Annotated in this window: 12 protein-coding genes and 1 tRNA gene; 5 read left to right on the top strand and 8 right to left on the bottom strand. The window is 60.2% G+C overall.

What is annotated here, in order from left to right:
• Position 1: 1 nt before the first annotated feature.
• Both AC6I1V_RS07775 and AC6I1V_RS07770 read right to left on the bottom strand, forming a co-directional pair.
• Positions 2–910 (bottom strand): ABC transporter permease subunit, encoded by a 909-nt coding sequence (locus tag AC6I1V_RS07775; protein WP_302553885.1) that lies wholly within the window; start codon positions 908–910, stop codon positions 2–4.
• Positions 911–1,137: 227 nt separating this feature from the next.
• Complete coding sequence (locus tag AC6I1V_RS07770) at positions 1,138–2,253, bottom strand: branched-chain amino acid ABC transporter substrate-binding protein (RefSeq protein ID WP_486854491.1); 1,116 nt, start codon at positions 2,251–2,253, stop codon at positions 1,138–1,140.
• A 243-nt stretch (positions 2,254–2,496) separates the two neighbouring features.
• Here AC6I1V_RS07770 and ispE point away from each other — a divergent pair, with 243 nt between their 5' ends.
• From ispE to pth, 5 genes are all read left to right on the top strand, one after another.
• Positions 2,497–3,408 (top strand): 4-(cytidine 5'-diphospho)-2-C-methyl-D-erythritol kinase, encoded by a 912-nt coding sequence (gene ispE, locus AC6I1V_RS07765; RefSeq protein WP_486854490.1) that lies wholly within the window; start codon positions 2,497–2,499, stop codon positions 3,406–3,408.
• A 33-nt stretch (positions 3,409–3,441) separates the two neighbouring features.
• Positions 3,442–3,517: transfer RNA gene (locus AC6I1V_RS07760), tRNA-Gln, on the top strand.
• 43 nt (positions 3,518–3,560) lie between these two features.
• A complete protein-coding gene (locus tag AC6I1V_RS07755) occupies positions 3,561–4,496 on the top strand; it encodes a ribose-phosphate diphosphokinase (protein WP_302553889.1) in 936 nt (311 codons plus the stop codon).
• Positions 4,497–4,736: 240 nt separating this feature from the next.
• Positions 4,737–5,318, top strand: a complete 582-nt coding sequence (locus tag AC6I1V_RS07750; protein ID WP_302553890.1) for a 50S ribosomal protein L25/general stress protein Ctc — start codon at positions 4,737–4,739, stop codon at positions 5,316–5,318.
• Between the two features lie 215 nt (positions 5,319–5,533).
• Entirely contained in the window at positions 5,534–6,130 is a 597-nt protein-coding gene (gene pth / locus AC6I1V_RS07745; RefSeq protein ID WP_302553891.1) for an aminoacyl-tRNA hydrolase, read from the top strand.
• 1,302 nt (positions 6,131–7,432) lie between these two features.
• On the opposite strand, the gene AC6I1V_RS07740 is transcribed toward pth, so the two are convergent.
• From AC6I1V_RS07740 to AC6I1V_RS07715, 6 genes are all read right to left on the bottom strand, one after another.
• A complete protein-coding gene (locus AC6I1V_RS07740; RefSeq protein WP_486854489.1) occupies positions 7,433–8,443 on the bottom strand; it encodes a bifunctional riboflavin kinase/FAD synthetase in 1,011 nt (336 codons plus the stop codon).
• Between the two features lie 3 nt (positions 8,444–8,446).
• On the bottom strand, positions 8,447–9,331 hold the full coding sequence (locus AC6I1V_RS07735) for a DsbA family protein (RefSeq protein WP_486854488.1): 885 nt from the start codon (positions 9,329–9,331) through the stop codon (positions 8,447–8,449).
• 147 nt (positions 9,332–9,478) lie between these two features.
• Positions 9,479–11,200, bottom strand: coding sequence for an FAD-dependent oxidoreductase (locus AC6I1V_RS07730; protein ID WP_302554672.1), 1,722 nt, complete (start codon positions 11,198–11,200; stop codon positions 9,479–9,481).
• A gap of 107 nt (positions 11,201–11,307) precedes the next feature.
• The gene (locus tag AC6I1V_RS07725; protein ID WP_497736956.1) at positions 11,308–11,631 is read right to left on the bottom strand and encodes a hypothetical protein; all 324 of its coding nucleotides are present in this window, start codon (positions 11,629–11,631) and stop codon (positions 11,308–11,310) included.
• 152 nt (positions 11,632–11,783) lie between these two features.
• Positions 11,784–13,217, bottom strand: a complete 1,434-nt coding sequence (locus AC6I1V_RS07720) for a carbon starvation CstA family protein (RefSeq protein ID WP_302553471.1) — start codon at positions 13,215–13,217, stop codon at positions 11,784–11,786.
• 230 nt (positions 13,218–13,447) lie between these two features.
• On the bottom strand, positions 13,448–14,821 hold the full coding sequence (locus AC6I1V_RS07715) for a glycerate kinase type-2 family protein (protein WP_486854657.1): 1,374 nt from the start codon (positions 14,819–14,821) through the stop codon (positions 13,448–13,450).
• Between the last annotated feature and the right edge of the window lie 716 nt (positions 14,822–15,537).

Genomic DNA, 15,537 nt, shown 5'->3' with positions numbered 1-15,537 from the left:
CTTAGACCTTTTGAACCTTGGGCTTTCCGAGGATGCCCGCCGGACGGAAGATGAGGATGAGCACCAGCAGGGCGAAGGCGAGGGCGTCTTCGTAGGCGCTGGAGATATAGCCGGTGGCGAAGCTTTCGCACAGGCCGAGCACAAGGCCGCCGACCATGGCGCCGGGGATGGAGCCGATGCCGCCGAGCACGGCGGCGGTAAAGGCCTTGATGCCCGCGATGAAGCCGATGAAGAAGTTCACCTGCCCCACGTGGTTGGCGATGAGTACGCCGCCGATGGCGGCCAGCGACGAACCGATGATGAACGTCAGGGAGATGATGCGGTCGGCGTCGATGCCGAGCAGCATGGCCATCTTGCGGTTCTGCGCTGTGGCGCGCATGGCCTTGCCCATCTTCGTGTACTGGATGAACAGCGTAAGCGCGATCATCGTGATGAGGCTGGTGACGATGATCAGGAAATCGCTGGTGCCGATGATGTGGGAGATGGGATCCAGAAACTCAAAGTCGGTGATGAGCTGCGGAAAGGCCACAAAGTCGGACGTCTGAGCCAGGCTCACATAGTTCTGGAGGAAGATCGACACGCCGATGGCGGAGATGAGGGGCGAAAGCCGGGGAGCGCCGCGCAGGGGGCGATAAGCGATCTTCTCGATGGTGTAGCCATAGGCCGCGCACCAGATCACCGCGGCCAGGGCGGCGATGACGATGATGCCCGCCGCCGGGAACCCCATGATGCCGAGCGCGCTCGCCACGATGAGCGCGGTGAACGCGCCGATCATGTAGATTTCCCCGTGAGCGAAGTTGATGAGCTCGATGATCCCGTACACCATCGTGTAGCCCAGCGCGATGAGCGCGTAGATGCTGCCTCTGGTGAGTCCGCCACAAAAGAGTTCGACGAAATATTGTAAATCCATTGGCCCTGCTCGCTGGTTTCTCCGGTGAACCTCCGGCTCCGGGGGGTGCCCCCGTCCCGCCCGCCTCAGCGTCCGCGGGAAGCCCGGAAAAATCGTTTAGTAAGAAAGACAGCCGCCCGTCAGGATGCCGCCCCGCAACGTGCGGTTCACCCTGCACCCTCCGGACGCGTCGCGGAGGATGCAGGGTGAACATTGGCGTCATACCCGGAAAAGGGAATGACGTATCGTTACTTTAGCTCGACGAACTCGCCGTTCTTCACTTCGTAGATGGAGAAGCCGATGCCTTCGGCGTCGCCCTTGTCGTCAAACTTGATGGTGCCGAGGGGGGTATCCACCTTGTTCGTGCGGAGGGCTTCCATGATCTTCTGGGACTCGGTGCTGCCGGAAACCTTGATGGCTTCGAGCAAGGCGATCGTCGCGGAATAGGCGTTGTCATAGAAGGCGCCCGGCTCGGTGCCGTACTTCTTCTTATGGTTTTCGTGCGCCTGAATGTTCATGGGCAGCTTGGATACGTCGGTGGGGCCGGTGGCGTAGACGCCTTCGGCGTTCTTGCCGGCGACCTTGATGAACTGTTCGTCCTTCACCCCGTCGGGGCCGATGAAGGGGATCTTGATCTTCTTTTTGGCAAGCTGCTGGACGAGCTTGGACGCTTCGGGATGGTAGCCGCCGAAGATGATGCCGTCGGCGCCGGACTTGCGGATCTTCTGGATCACCGCGCCGTAGTCCACGGCGCCGGGGGTGATGCCTTCTTCGAGGACGATCTTGACGCCGCCCTTCTCAAGCATTTCGCGGGCGTAGTTCACGAAGCCGCGGCCGTAGTCGCCCTTGTCGTGCAGGAGGGCGACCTTCTTCAGGCCGAGCTTGTCCTTGGCGAAGGAACCGGCGAGGTGGCCGGATACGTCGTCGGAGGCGATGGTGCGGAAGAAATAGGGGTAGTCGCCCTTCTGGGTCAGCTCAGGCGTGGTGGCCGACGGGGAAATGGACACGATCTTTGCGTCGTTGTAGATCGGCAGGGCGGCTTTGGTCGCGCCGGAACAGATGGAACCCATAACGGCCACGGCGCCTTCGGAAAGAACCTTGGTGGCGGCGTTGGTGCCGAGTTCGGGCTTGCACTGGTCGTCTTCGGCGACGATTTCGATCTGCTTGCCGAGAATGCCGCCCTTGGCGTTGTATTCTTCGGCGACGATGCGGGCCGCGTTAAGGCTCGGCATGCCGTAGGAAACGAGGTCGCCGGAGTGTGCTCCGGGAACGCCGATTTTGATCGTATCGGCAGCATGCACCGGGGCGGTCATAGCCATGACGGCCATGCCCGCAAGAGCCGCTTTCATCCATGCGCGTGTCATAAGAAACCTCCCCCTCATTCATAGGGATAGTTGGAGTTATCGGACAGGCGAGCCGGTCCGAAGCCGTCCATGCCGAAAAGGGAGTGTGGGGCGAAGCAATGCCGAGCCTCCGTTTTTTTCGGATGAACCTCTGTTAGACATCGTTTTTAGTGCCATGACTGTACAGGGCTTGTCAAACGTTCGCAGGCGAAAGATGATAAAAGAAAATCGGAAGATATAAATTGATCAGACAAACAGCGCGACATGCGCCGGGAGGAAGCCGGGGTGGATGACGGAACGATGGAATGGGCGGTGCTGCGGATCGGGTGCAAGGTGAACCTGACCCTGCGGATTACGGGGGTGCGCCCCAACGGATGGCATGAGCTGGATACGGTATTCCTGCCGCTGGATGAGCCTTCCGACACGCTCAGGCTTGCCCTGAGGCCGGAAGGCGGGCTGAAGCTCCGCTGTGAGGAGCCGGGCATTGATTTGGAAAACAACACGCTGACCAAGGCTTACCGCCTGTTCGCCGAGGCTTCGGGCTTCCATCCGGGCGTGGAGGCCGTGCTGGAAAAAGGCATCCCGCACGGGGCCGGGCTCGGAGGGGGGAGCGCGGACGCGGCGGCGCTGCTCGGATGGCTGAACGCCCGCGCGCCGGAACCCCTGCCCCTGCCGGAGCTTGTCGGGCTGGCCGCCCGCATCGGGGCGGATGTGCCGTTTTTCCTGTACAATGTCCCCTGCCGGGCTTCGGGCATCGGCGAGCGGCTCGCCCCATGCCCTGAGTGGCTGGATGCGGCGGGCGTCGCCGGGGCGGGGCTCGTCCTGTTGTGCCCTGGGGAGCATGTGTCCACGCCGTGGGCCTATGCCGCATGGGACGAATGGAACAGGCCCTTGACAGAAGTACGTAACGGCGCTATAAACCGTGGCTCTCAGAAACCTCTCGGTGGGGCTTCCTCCATCCAGTGGCTTGAAAACAGTTTTGAGCCGCCGGTTTTCGAGGCCATCCCCCGCCTTCGCCGACTCAGGGAGCAGCTCCTGCGGCAGGGGGCCTTCGCCGCCGTCATGAGCGGCAGCGGTTCTTCCCTCTTCGGGCTCTTCCGGGATGCAGGGAGCGCCTTCCGGGTGGCGGAGGGGTTCCGGGAAAAAGACGTGGCTGCCTATAGCCACGCATTGTAAGGTTTCCGCTTCCAAAGGAAACCTTTGTCACGCTGGGGTGTCGCCAAGCAGGTAAGGCAACGGGTTTTGGTCCCGTCATTCGAGGGTTCAAGTCCTTCCGCCCCAGCCATTTTTTTGCGCTTTAGAGGTTTCTTAACCGGAAGGCCTCCCCTATGTACGGTGATCTCAAGATTCTGACAGGCACCTCGAACGCTCCTTTGGCTCAGGCCATTTGCGAGCATCTCGGCTGCCAGTTGACCCCCGCCCTGTGTGAGAAGTTCAGCGACGGCGAAAGCCGCATCGAAATCAGCAGCAGCGTCCGCGGCGACGACGTGTTCGTCATCCAGCCGACCTGTGCGCCCGTGAACTTCAACCTGATGCAGCTCTGCCTCATGCTCGACGCGCTCAAGCGCGCCAGTGCGGGCCGCATCACCGCCGTCATCCCTTACTACGGCTATGCCCGTCAGGACCGCAAGGTCAGCCCGCGTGCGCCCATCAGCGCCAAGCTCGTGGCCGACTTCCTGTCGACCGCCGGTGCGAACCGCGTGGTGACCGTGGATCTGCATGCCGGACAGATTCAGGGGTTCTTCAACTGCCCTGTGGACAACCTGTTCGCGTCTCAGGTGCTGCTCGAACCCTTCATGTCCATGAAGGGCGAGATCGTTGTGGTTTCCCCCGACGCCGGCGGCGTGGAACGTGCCCGTTCCTTCGCCAAGCGCATTGAAGCGCCCCTCGCCATCATCGACAAGCGCCGCGACCGCCCCAATCAGGCGACCGCCACGCACGTCATCGGCGATGTGGCGGGCAAGATCGCGGTGCTCGTGGATGACATCATCGATACGGCAGGGACGATCTGCGCCGGAGCCGAAGTCCTGCTCCGCGAAGGCGCCCGCGAAGTCTACGCCTGCGCTACGCACGGCGTGCTTTCCGGCCCCGCCCTTGAGCGGCTCAACAACTCGGTGTTCACCAAGGTCGTTATTACCGACACGATCCCGTCGGGCGATCGTTTGGACGTGTGCTCGAAGCTGCAGGTCGTTTCCGTGGCCAGCCTTCTCGCCAAGAGCATCCACAACATCCACACCGGGTCGTCCGTAAGCGTGCTGTTCTAAAGCAGGCCGCCTTTGAAATGCTGTACATTTCAGAGGCGCCGCTTTGTCTGAAGGCATCGTTTCCGGCAGAAGCGGCACCGCGTTGCGGTGCGCCGAACCAGCGTTCGGTTGGAGCGTTTCATTTTGGGAATGTTCCGGGCGAACGGCAAGGAACCTCTCCGGCGCCCTCCGGGGCACCGGCTTATCACAGCGAATCTACCACCACGGCGTTTTTCCCGTGGAAGGGTAAGGAGAACATCCATGTCCGATCTTAAAGTGCTCAGCGTGCAGAAGCGCGCCGGTCTCGGCAAGGGCGCCAACCGCCGCGCCCGTCAGGAAGAACTCATCCCCGGCGTGTTCTACACCGCCAAGGGCGCCAACCTGCCCGTGCAGATGTCCACCCGCGCCTTTGTAAAGCTCTTCTCTCAGGTTGGCCGCACCACCGTGTTCAACCTTGAAATTGAAGGCGAAGGCACGCATCCCGTGCTGATCTGGGCCACGCAGCGCGATCCGATCAGCAGCCGTTTCACCCACATCGACTTCTACGGCGTTGAGCTCGACAAGCCCGTGAAGATCACCGTTCCGGTCGAATTCTCCGGCGTTGCCCGCGGCACCAAGGTGGGCGGCAAGCTCGAAACCTACCGCGAACAGATCCAGCTCATGGCGAAGCCTCTCGATATGCCTTCCAAGGTTACCATCGACATCTCCGGCATGGATGTGGGTACCACCATTCAGGTTGCCGACGTGAAGCTCCCCGAAGGCGTCAAGGCCGCCTATGACAACAACTACGCCATCGTGTCCGTGTTGATGCCCGGTGGCGGCGATGACGCTGCCGCTGAATAAGCGCATTGTTCTGGAGTGGGGAGGGGTGCCCTTCTTGGGGCATTCCTTCCCATTCCGCTGCCTCTTTTCCCCGGCGGGATGCCGGGCATCCGTTGATGCCGAGGGAAATGGGCCGTCCCCTGTATGGCTGGGGGAAGGAATTGGCGAGGAATCCGGTGGATTCCTTTTTTTGTGGCCTGCGTCCGTCAGGCCGGAAGTTTTTCGAGAGGTTTGATATGGCTGTCGCCGGACTTATCGTGGGTTTGGGCAATCCGGGCAAGCAATACGAATCGACCCGTCACAACATGGGTTTTTTGTTTGTGGATGAACTGTTGCGCGAGGCGAGGAATGTTTCTTCCATGTCCGGGGACAAGTTCCGCTGCGAGCTGTGGAAGGCGTCCCTTCCGGGCAGCCCGGATCAGTGGCTCATCGCCAAGCCGCAGACCTTCATGAACCTTTCCGGGGAATGTGTGCAGCCTCTCGCGGCGTGGCACCGTCTTTTGCCTGAGAACATTCTCATTGTTCACGATGAATTGGACATCGCGCCGGGCCGGATGAAGTTCAAGAAGGGCGGGGGGAATGCCGGGCACAACGGTTTGAAGTCGATCACGCAGCGTCTGGGCACGCCGGATTTCTACCGTCTCCGCCTTGGCATTGGCCGCTCCCCGCATGGCAGTGAGGACACTGTGAACTGGGTTCTTGGGCGGCTCACCCCCGAAGCGCAGGAAGCCTTCCGCAAGCAGCTTCCCGCCGCCTTTGAGGTTGTCCGCCTTTTTGCCGAAGGGAACATTCCCGCCGCCACGCACGCGGCGAACGCGTTTGTGATTGAGTGAAATTGGAGGGGGGAAGGGGAAACTTTCTGGAGAAAGTTTCCCCTTCCCCCCTCCAAGCCTCCCCCTTTCCCCTTCAAAGACTTTTGTAAATGGGGCGGGTTACGGTTGTGGCGTCTTGGCAGCCTGTGCGTTGGCGTAAGTTCCCCGGTGATGCCTCTCGGGGGCTCGGAGTTTTATAAGGTGGTGTTACAGCAAACGATTGCTGATTGATTTCTTGAGGTTCGCGATAAATAACCAATAAAATAGGCTGTGTCCTAGAAAATGGTTGATACTTTTTTCCTTGAAATTCCAAAGGAATAACGAGAAAAACGCCTCAACTATGGATTCAGCCAAGGGGAAAACTGGAAAAAAAGGTTGTATTTTCACCGCACCGTGGAGATGAAACAACCACATACTATAACAGAGCCTTTTTCTAAAGTTTTTGGCTGTGTCGTAGGAAACGGGTGATGCTTTTTTTCTGGAAATTCCAAAGGTATTAAAGAATAAAATCCCCTAATCACGAACCCGTCAGCGGAAAATTGGATAAAAAGCCTCTGTTTTCAGCATACTGCGGGAATAAAATAACCAGATACGAGGTCGTGCCGTCATTTGTATATAATTATTTGAAATTATTTAAAATAGTCTTTTTATGGTTTAAAATAATTAAATAGTTTCAATATATTATATATAATTGACGACACGGCCTAGGCAGGGCCAAGTTTTTCTATGGTTCTGTTCAAGTTTACGGTTGATAAAGAGAAAGGCTCTGTTATCGTTTATGGTTGTTTTATCTCCATGGTGCGGTGAAAATACAGCCTTTTTATCCGGTTTTCCCCTTGGCGGGAGCTACGGCTAAGGCATTTTTCCGGTTATCCCTTTGGAACTTCAAGAAAGCATCAACCATTTCCTACGGCCCGGACTAAGAAATAAAACATCAGTCGTTTGTTCTGGCACAGCTTATATAAAAGGGTCCGTTATAGTATATGGTTGTTTCGTCTCCACAACGCGGTGAAAATACGGCCTTTTTATCTTGCTTTACCCTTGGCGGAATCTATGGCTAAGGTCTTTTTCGGTTATTCCTGTGGTACTTCAAGGAAAAAAACATCAACTATTTTTCAAGGCACAGCCATATAAAAGTTACTGCTTTTTATGTAGGGCTTGTTTCTTATGCAGATGCTTGTTTGAGAAGGGAAGCATCCGGCATCGACAGGACGCCCGCAGCAGAAACGGTTCCGAAGCCAGCGCAAGCTGGATGCGGAACCGTTTCTGCTGCGGGCGTTGTGCCGGGGTCCGGGGGGCGGTAGCCCCTTGCCGCCGGAGGCCTCAGCCTCTCTGTTCCCCTGCAACCGTTTCCAATATTTTCCGTGCTTGCTCAGCGTCTTTTTTGATCTGGGCGACGAGAGAGTCTGGGCCGGTAAAGGTGACTTCGCCGCGCAAGCGTTCGACAAAGGCGACTTCGAGATGCTTGCCGTACAGATCGGCGTCGAAATCGAGCAGGTGCGTCTCGACCGTGAGCGCGCCCGGCCCGAAAGTCGGGTTGTAGCCGATGTTCGTCACTGCCGGATACGTGTCCGGCGTGGGATGCGCGGGGTCGAGGACAAAGGGGAGCCCGCTTCCTGCGGATTCGGACGGCGTGGCAAGCGTCACGTACACGCCGGGCTTGGGGAGCATGGTCGGCGTGGGGGCGAGGTTCGCCGTGGGGAACCCCAGCAGGCGCCCACCCCGGTTTTTGCCGTGGATGACTTCGCCCTGCACGCTGTACAGGCGTCCGAGCAGGCTGCTTGCTTCCCATACCTGCCCTTGATGCAGCAGCTCCCGTATGCGTGTGGAGCTGACCACTTCGCCGTGCACGGAGAGCGCGTCCATCCGATCCACGCGGAACCCTTCGGCTTTGCCGAGCTGGGTGAGGACTTCGGGCGTCCCGGCGCGGCCCTTGCCGAGGGTGAAGTCATAGCCGAGGAACAGTTCGCGCATGTTCAGCGTGCCGAGAAGGATGCGGCGCACGAAGGTTTCCGGCGGCATGGCTGCGAATTCGGGCGTAAAGGCCACGAGCATTACAAGCGCCATGCCGGAGGCTTCCAGCAGCGCAAGCCGTGCCTGCGGGGTCGTGAGGCGCGGAGGCGCGTGTGGCGTCAGCACTTCAAGGGGATGCGGGTTGAACGTCATGGCGACGGGGATTGTTCCCGTTTGGGCCGCACGTTCACAGGTCATGGCGAGGAGCGCCTGATGCCCCAAGTGGACGCCGTCGAAATTGCCCACCGTTACCGAGGTTCCCTGAGAGAGAGCCAACGGCAGCGGCAGATCAAGCGCATCGGGATTGCGGGTGATGATCATGCGTTACTTCTGCCCGGAGGGAGCGGCCTGCAAGGCCATGTTGATGGCTTCCTTGAACAGCTCGGAAGACAGCGCGCCGCGGGCCACAAGGTTGTTGATGAGGAAATACGGAGTCCCCTGCACGCCTACGCGCTGGCCTTCGGCGATGTCGGCGTCCACCTCGGCGCGCACGTCCTTACGCTTCACGTCGGCGGCGAGCTTCTTCATGTTCAGCCCGGCATCCTTGGCGGCGCTCACAATGGCGGGTTCGCCGTTCTTGAGCACATCGGCGCGGCGGGAGAAGAGCAGGTCATAAAACTTCCACGCCAGTTCAGGATCCTGCCGGGCGGCGGCAACGTGGTATTCGGCGGCGAGGCGGGCGACGCCGGTGGTTTCCAGCGGGAAGTGCTTGAAGACGTATTTGATCTTGCCCTGATTTTCCTTGAGGACTTTTTCCATCGTCCCCGCGGCCTGCTGGCAGTAGGGGCAGGTGAAATCAGAATAGGCCACGATGGTCACGGGCGCGTCAGCGGCCCCGCGAACCGGGCGGTTTTTGATATCCACTTCCTTGGGCTGGTTCAGCTCCGCCTTCCACTGGGCGATCAGGTTTTTGTGGCGGCGCTGGTTGGAGCCTTCCTGAGCGATGTCGAGCACGGCCTCGCTGTTTTCGCGCAGGACGCTGAGCAGCAGGTCAGGGTTCTTCTGGAGGGTTTCGCGCAGTAGTTCCGCAAAATTGTCAGTGGTGACGGCGCTTGAGGCCGCGTAGGACGGGGTGGCGGCGGACGCCCATTTATTGGAGAGGAACAGCAGATAGGCCGTTAGGATGAGCCAGATGGCGAGAAGGGCCCAGAGTATTTTGCGTTTCATCGAGGTTTCCTTGATGGCTGGATTCGAGGAGAGGGCGTTCATACAAACTTCCTTGTTTTGGCGGGTAGTTTACCGGGACAGGGGGGCTGTGGCAAGGGCACGGCAGCGGCAAAAAAAGACGGGGAAAAGCGGAAACGGAACGCTTTTCCCCGTCTTGCGCCGTCTGGAGGGGAGGCCCCCAGACTGGTTTTACATATTGTCGCCGCGTTTGATGAGCGCCTGCATGCCGCCGAGGGCGTTCACCACGTCGGTCACGCCGTGGTTGTGCAGGTACAGCATCACCTCATAGGCGCGCAGGCCGGTGTTGCACACGAGGGCCACCGGGCGATCCTTGGGGATGGAATCAAACTTCGCTTCAATGTCTTCCAGCGCGATGGCGTGCCATTCGCCGGGATACTTGGCGGCGGTGGCGTTGCCGGAAGCGGCGGGGCGGGCGTCGGCGAAGAAGACGTTGTTGTTGGCGCGATCCTTCCAGAGTTCGCCGAATTCCTTGGAAGAGATGGCCTTGAGCTGACCGGAGAGGATGTTGTCCGCTACGTTGGCCACGGCGTTTACGGCGTCCATCGCGGAGGCGAAGGGCGGCGCATAAGCGATTTCGGCGTTGGCGAGGTCGTCGATGGTGGGCTTGCCGAACTGGAGCATGGTCGCCACGGCGTCGATGCGGGCCTTGAGGGCGTCGCCGTCTTCGCACACGCCCTGAATGCCGAGTACGCGGCGGGTTCCGCGTTCGACCACGAGTTCGAGGGTCATCATGTGCTTTTCAGGATAGAAATGGGCGCGGTCGAGCTGTTCGAGGCTGGCGGAAACGGCGTCGAATCCGAAGGCTTTGGCACGCTCGATGGTCAGGCCGGTGCCGCACGCGGACATCTTGAAGAGCTTCACGCACCATGTGCCCACGGCGCCGTGGAAGGTTGCCGCCTTGCCGCTGTCGCTGGCGGCGTTGGTGCCGATGACGCGGCCCTGCCGGTTGGCGAGGGAGCCGAGCGCCAGCACGAAGGGCTTGCCGGTGACGAGGTTCGGGATGGCTACGCAGTCGCCGCCCGCATAGATGTCGGGATCGGAGGTCTGCATATATTCGTTGACGAGGATCGCGCCGGTGCGTTCCTCAAGATCGAGCCCGGCGGCGCGGGCCAGCGCGGTGTTGGGAGCGAAGCCGGTAGCGAAGATGACCAGATCGGCGTCGAGGGTGCGCTTGTCGGTCACGACGCGGGCCACAGCCCCGTTTTCACCTTCAAGGCGCTGCACTTTTTCGCCGGTGTAGACGTCGACGTTGTGTTCTTCGAGGTCATGCCTGACCATGTCGGACAGGCTGGCGGACATGACGCCGGGCATGGCCTGCGGCATGAATTCCACCACGCTGGTCTTGATGTCCCACATGTCGGCGAGGGCCACGGCGATTTCCATGCCGATGAACCCGGCGCCGATGACCACGGCGTTCTGCACGCTGCCGGATGCGCAGGCCTTGCGGAGCGCGTCGGCGTCTTCAAGGTTGTTCGCGCCGCCCACGTTTTTGAGGTCGCGGCCTTCGACGGGGGGCACCTTGGGCGTGCTGCCGGTGGCGATGATCAGGCGGTCGTAGGGAAGCGTCTTTTCTTCGCCCGTGACCAGGTTCTTGGCCGTCACGGTCTTGGCGGCGCGGTCGATGGCGGTCACGCGGGTCTGGTTCAGGGTATGCACGCCCTTATGCTCGAAATATTCGGGGGTGCGCACGGTTCCGTAGGTCGTGGAGCGCAGCGCGTCCAGCGAATTGATTTCGCCGGAAACATAGTAGGGGATGCCGCAGCCGCCGAACGAAATATTGATGTTTTCGTCGATCATGGTCACGTTGGCTGTGGGATCAAGCCGCTTCAGACGGCTGGCCGCCTTGGGGCCGAGGGCCACGCCACCGATGACGATAATATTTTTGGACATATTTCCTCCCTTCCTGAAAACAGGGGTAAAGGTACAAGAAAGTCGGTTTCTGGCATACACGGTTCCCCGCGAATGCGCAAGGAGGGGATAGAATTACATGGGCTCCATTACGGGCCGAGGCAAGAAATCCCGCTTCCGGCATAGCGCAACGGCGCTTTTCCCATATGATAGCAGTAAGCCCCGCCCGAATTTTCCGGCAGAGGCTTTTTCTCCCCTCTCTTTTCCATTCCCCCTGCCTTTCCATTCCCTTTGCCAATAAAAAAGGAGCCGAAGCTCCTTTTCCTGAAGGCCGTGCCATAGAAAACGGCTGATGCCTTTTCCTTGAAGCCCCAAAGGATTAACCGACAAAATGCCTTAGCCGTATGTTCCGCCAAAGGGAAACTGGAGAAAAAGGCCGTATTTTCACCGCACTGTGAAGACGAAACAACCATATGCTATGACACAGCCTTCCGAAAAACAGGGAAATCCGTGAACAGGGATTCGATAAGCGCGAAAGTCTTGGGAGAGGATGGGGTGGGGTGTGGGGAGGGGAAGGGGAACCTTTCTCCAGAAAGGTTCCCCTTCCCCTCCCCACATACATCCCTTAGCAGCCCACCTCGTTCCCGGTTTCAGGCATGCGCTTGCCGCGGGAAAGGAACAGCACCAGCGAAGCGGCGGCGGAGGCGATGCCGATGAGCGTGGACGCCTCGACGGACATGCCGAACCCGATCTTCGCGTAGCAGAGATAGGAGACGCACACCACGGTCATGAAGGCCGCCGGAAGGGTCGCTATCCAGTGGAAGCGCCCGCGGCGGGCAAGGTAGACGGCGATGGCCCACAGGGTCACGCAGGACATGGTCTGGTTGGCCCAGCCGAAGTAGCGCCAGATGACCGCGAAATCCACGCAGGTCAGGGCGATGCCCGCGATGAACAGCGGGATGGCGATCATGAGGCGCTTGGCGATGGGGCCCTGATCGATGCGCAGCGTGTCGGCCACCAGCAGGCGGGCGCTGCGGAAGGCCGTGTCACCCGTGGAAATGGGCAGCACCACCACGCCGAGGATGGCAAGTATGCCCCCGATGGGGCCGAGCAGGGCCATAGAGATTTCCTGAACCACCAGCGTGGGCGTCCCGGCCTTGATGACTTCGCCGAGGGCTTGGGGCGATTCGTAGAAAGACAGGCCGAGCGTCACCCAGATCAGCCCAAGGACGCCTTCGGCGATCATGGGGCCGTAAAAGAGCATCCGGCCGTGCTTTTCGCTTTCCATGCACCGGGTCATGAGAGGCGACTGGGTGGCGTGGAAGCCGCTGATCGCGCCGCAGGCGATGGTGATGAACAGGAGCGGCCAGATGGGAAGGCCGGTCGGATCGGTGTTCACGAAAAAGTCGGTGTTGGGCAGGACGGGGCGGCCGCTGAGCATAAGCGAGCCGACAAGCCCGAAGGCCATCACCAGCAAGAGAATTGAGAAGAAGGGATAGATGCGCCCGATGATGGCGTCAATGGGCATGATTGTGGCAAGGAAGTAGTAGGCGAAGATAACCGTGCCCCAGAAGGGCAGGCTGAAGCTCGTCAGGTTGGCGAGCAGGGCGGCTGGGCCGAGCACGAACACGGCGCCGACCATGATCATGAACGCGATGGTGAACACTTCCATAAAACGGCGGACGCCGGTGCCGAGGTTGCGCCCGATGATCTCAGGGTAGGAAGCACCGCCGTAACGCAGGGACATCATGGCCGAACAGTAGTCATGCACCGCGCCGCCGAAAATGCAGCCGAAGACGACCCAGAGCAGGGCGGAAGGCCCGTACAGCGCCCCAAGGATGGGGCCAATCACGGGGCCGAGCCCGGCGATGTTCAGAAGCTGGATGAGAAAAATCTTGTAGCGGGGCAGTTCGATATAGTCCACGCCGTCGCGCCGGGTTTTGACAGGCGTGGGGCGCCCGAAATCGGCTCCGAACACTTTTTCCACGAATGCGCCGTACACGAAGTACCCGCCGAGCAGCAGCGCGAGGCTGCCCCAGAAATACCATAAACCAGACATGATCTCCTCCCATATCTGTGAAACCCGTGGGGCCGTTTCCACCACGGCGACCGGAAGGACGGCATGCCGTTCCTGTGCGTTTCGCTCCTCGCTTGTCCGCATCCAGCGCTTTTCCGGGACGCCCCGCCCCGGAGCCCGTCCTGACCCGCCGGTCGTGAACGAGAACGATTACCCTCCTTTTCCCCGCTTGTACATAGCCGAAAACACCTCAAAATATTTTTATGCCCCTGTTATTTCGGCCTGACCAATATGATGGACACATCCATGACGTTGGTGCGCGTGGGGCCTGTACGCAGGAGGGTTCCGGCCTTGAGCAGCAGGGGGTAGCTGTCGTTGGCGCCGAGGCTTTCTTCCGGGTGCAGCCCGATGGCGCGCAGGCGGGCCAGATCGCCGCTGAAGGCGTAGCCGCCCGCCGCATCCGTGGGGCCGTCCGTGCCGTCCGTCCCCACGCAAATGAGGTCGATGCCGCGGTCGTCCGCCAGTTCCAACGTGGCGGCGAGCGCCATTTCCTGATTGCGCCCCCCCTTGCCGCTGCCCCGGATGGTCACCGTGGTTTCGCCCCCGGCGAGCAGGCAGAGCGGCGCATCGCCGGGGCGCAGGCCCGCTTGGGCGCGGCGGGCTTCGGCGACGAGCCGCGCCGCCGTCAGCCGGGCCTCGCCGCTCATCTCCGTCGTGAGGATGCGGGGCACGAAGCCGCACCGCGCGGCCTCGTCCGCCGCCGCTTCCAGCGCCTGTTTCACCGAGGCCACGAGCACGTTGCGGACGCGCCCGAAAGCCGGTTCATCCGCCTTCGGCGTTTCCGGGATGCGGCCTTGAAGCCCCGCCTCAATACGGGCCCAGATCGACTGCGGCATTTTCCAGCGCAAGCCGTAAAGCTCCACCACACGCAGACAGTCCGCGAAGGTGCTCGTATCCGGCACGGTGGGGCCTGAGGCGATGACGTCAAGGTCGTCGCCCACCACGTCGGAGACGATGAGCCCAAGCACGGTGGCGGGGAAGGCCGCCCGCACGAGGCTGCCGCCGCTGAAGCGGGAGAGGTGTTTGCGCAGCGTGTTGATCTCGTGGATTGTGGCCCCGCATTCCAACAGCATGGAGGTGAGCCGCTGCATGTCGGCCAGCGGGATTTCCGGGTGCAGGGCCGGGGTAAGCGCGCTGGCCCCGCCCGTGAACGTACACAGGATGAGGTCGTCCTCGCGGCTGTCTAAGGCCATGTCCACGATTTCGCCCGCAGCCGCTGCGCCCGCCTCATCGGGGACGGGGTGTCCGCCTTCCTTGATCCTGATGCGTCTGGTTCGCTGGCCTTCCGGCAAATCGTGCCCGTATTTGACGATCACAAGCCCGTCGCTGATGCGGTCGCCGAGCAGGTTTTCCAGCGCCGCCGCCATCGGAGCCGCGCCTTTGCCCGCGCCGAGCACGCGGATACGGCGGTAGGCGTCGAGGTCGCCCGACCATGCGGGGGCTCCCGCTTCATCGATCAGGGTCAGCCTGTTGCCGTCAAGGCGAAGGTGGCGCAGCACGGCCACGTCGGGCGCTACGGCGTTCAGGGCCGCATCCGTGAGGCGGCGCAGTTCGGAGGCTGCTGGGGAGGAAGGCAGATCGGTCATGGTGCGGCTCCTGTTGTGTCGGTTGGGGAGGTCGAAAAGCTTTTGTGCCGGCTCAGCCATAGCAAGGGATTGGTGCCTGTTTCATACGGTTCAAGAGAGATGCTGGGGAATACTCTTCCGCCATTGGGATCGCCGGTAATTGCCTTTAAAAATTCAATGAAATCAGTCAGTCAAACATTGCATCAGCCCAATGCCGTGACAGGGGTTTTACGGTTATGGAACCTCTGCCCAGACTTCTCCGGCGGGGCTGCCGGGAGGACGGCGGGCATTGGGAAAAGCAATAAAGGTACCTGCGGGGAAAGGCTTTTCCTCGGTTATGTCGTTGATTAGATATAATCTATTGAAATTATTAAGCACTTCTCAAGTCGCAAGGTTGTTCCAATAAGTTGAAATAGTTATGTTTTAGGCTGTGTTATAGAAAATGGTTGATGCTTTTTTCCTTGAAGTTCCAAAGGGATAACCGGCAAAATGCCTTGGCCGTGGCTCCCGCCAAGGGGAAAACCGGATAAAAAGGCCGTATTTTTCACCGCACTGTGGAGATGAAACAACCACAAACTATAACAGAGCCATGTTTTAAATGACGGCACAATCTGGGGCCCGGACAAGGGCATATCCGGGATGCGCCCGGAAGCGTGAGCTTTTCTTTTGGCTCAGGCCGGGGCTCTTGTCAAAGGGTGAACGTATCCGGTATTTTCTTTGTTCCTTTGAACATCAAC

It is taken from the genome of Bilophila sp. T19-St14 (assembly GCF_059728385.1).
Note: the sequence above shows the minus strand (reverse complement) of the source record. Positions and strands in the feature narration are given on the sequence as shown.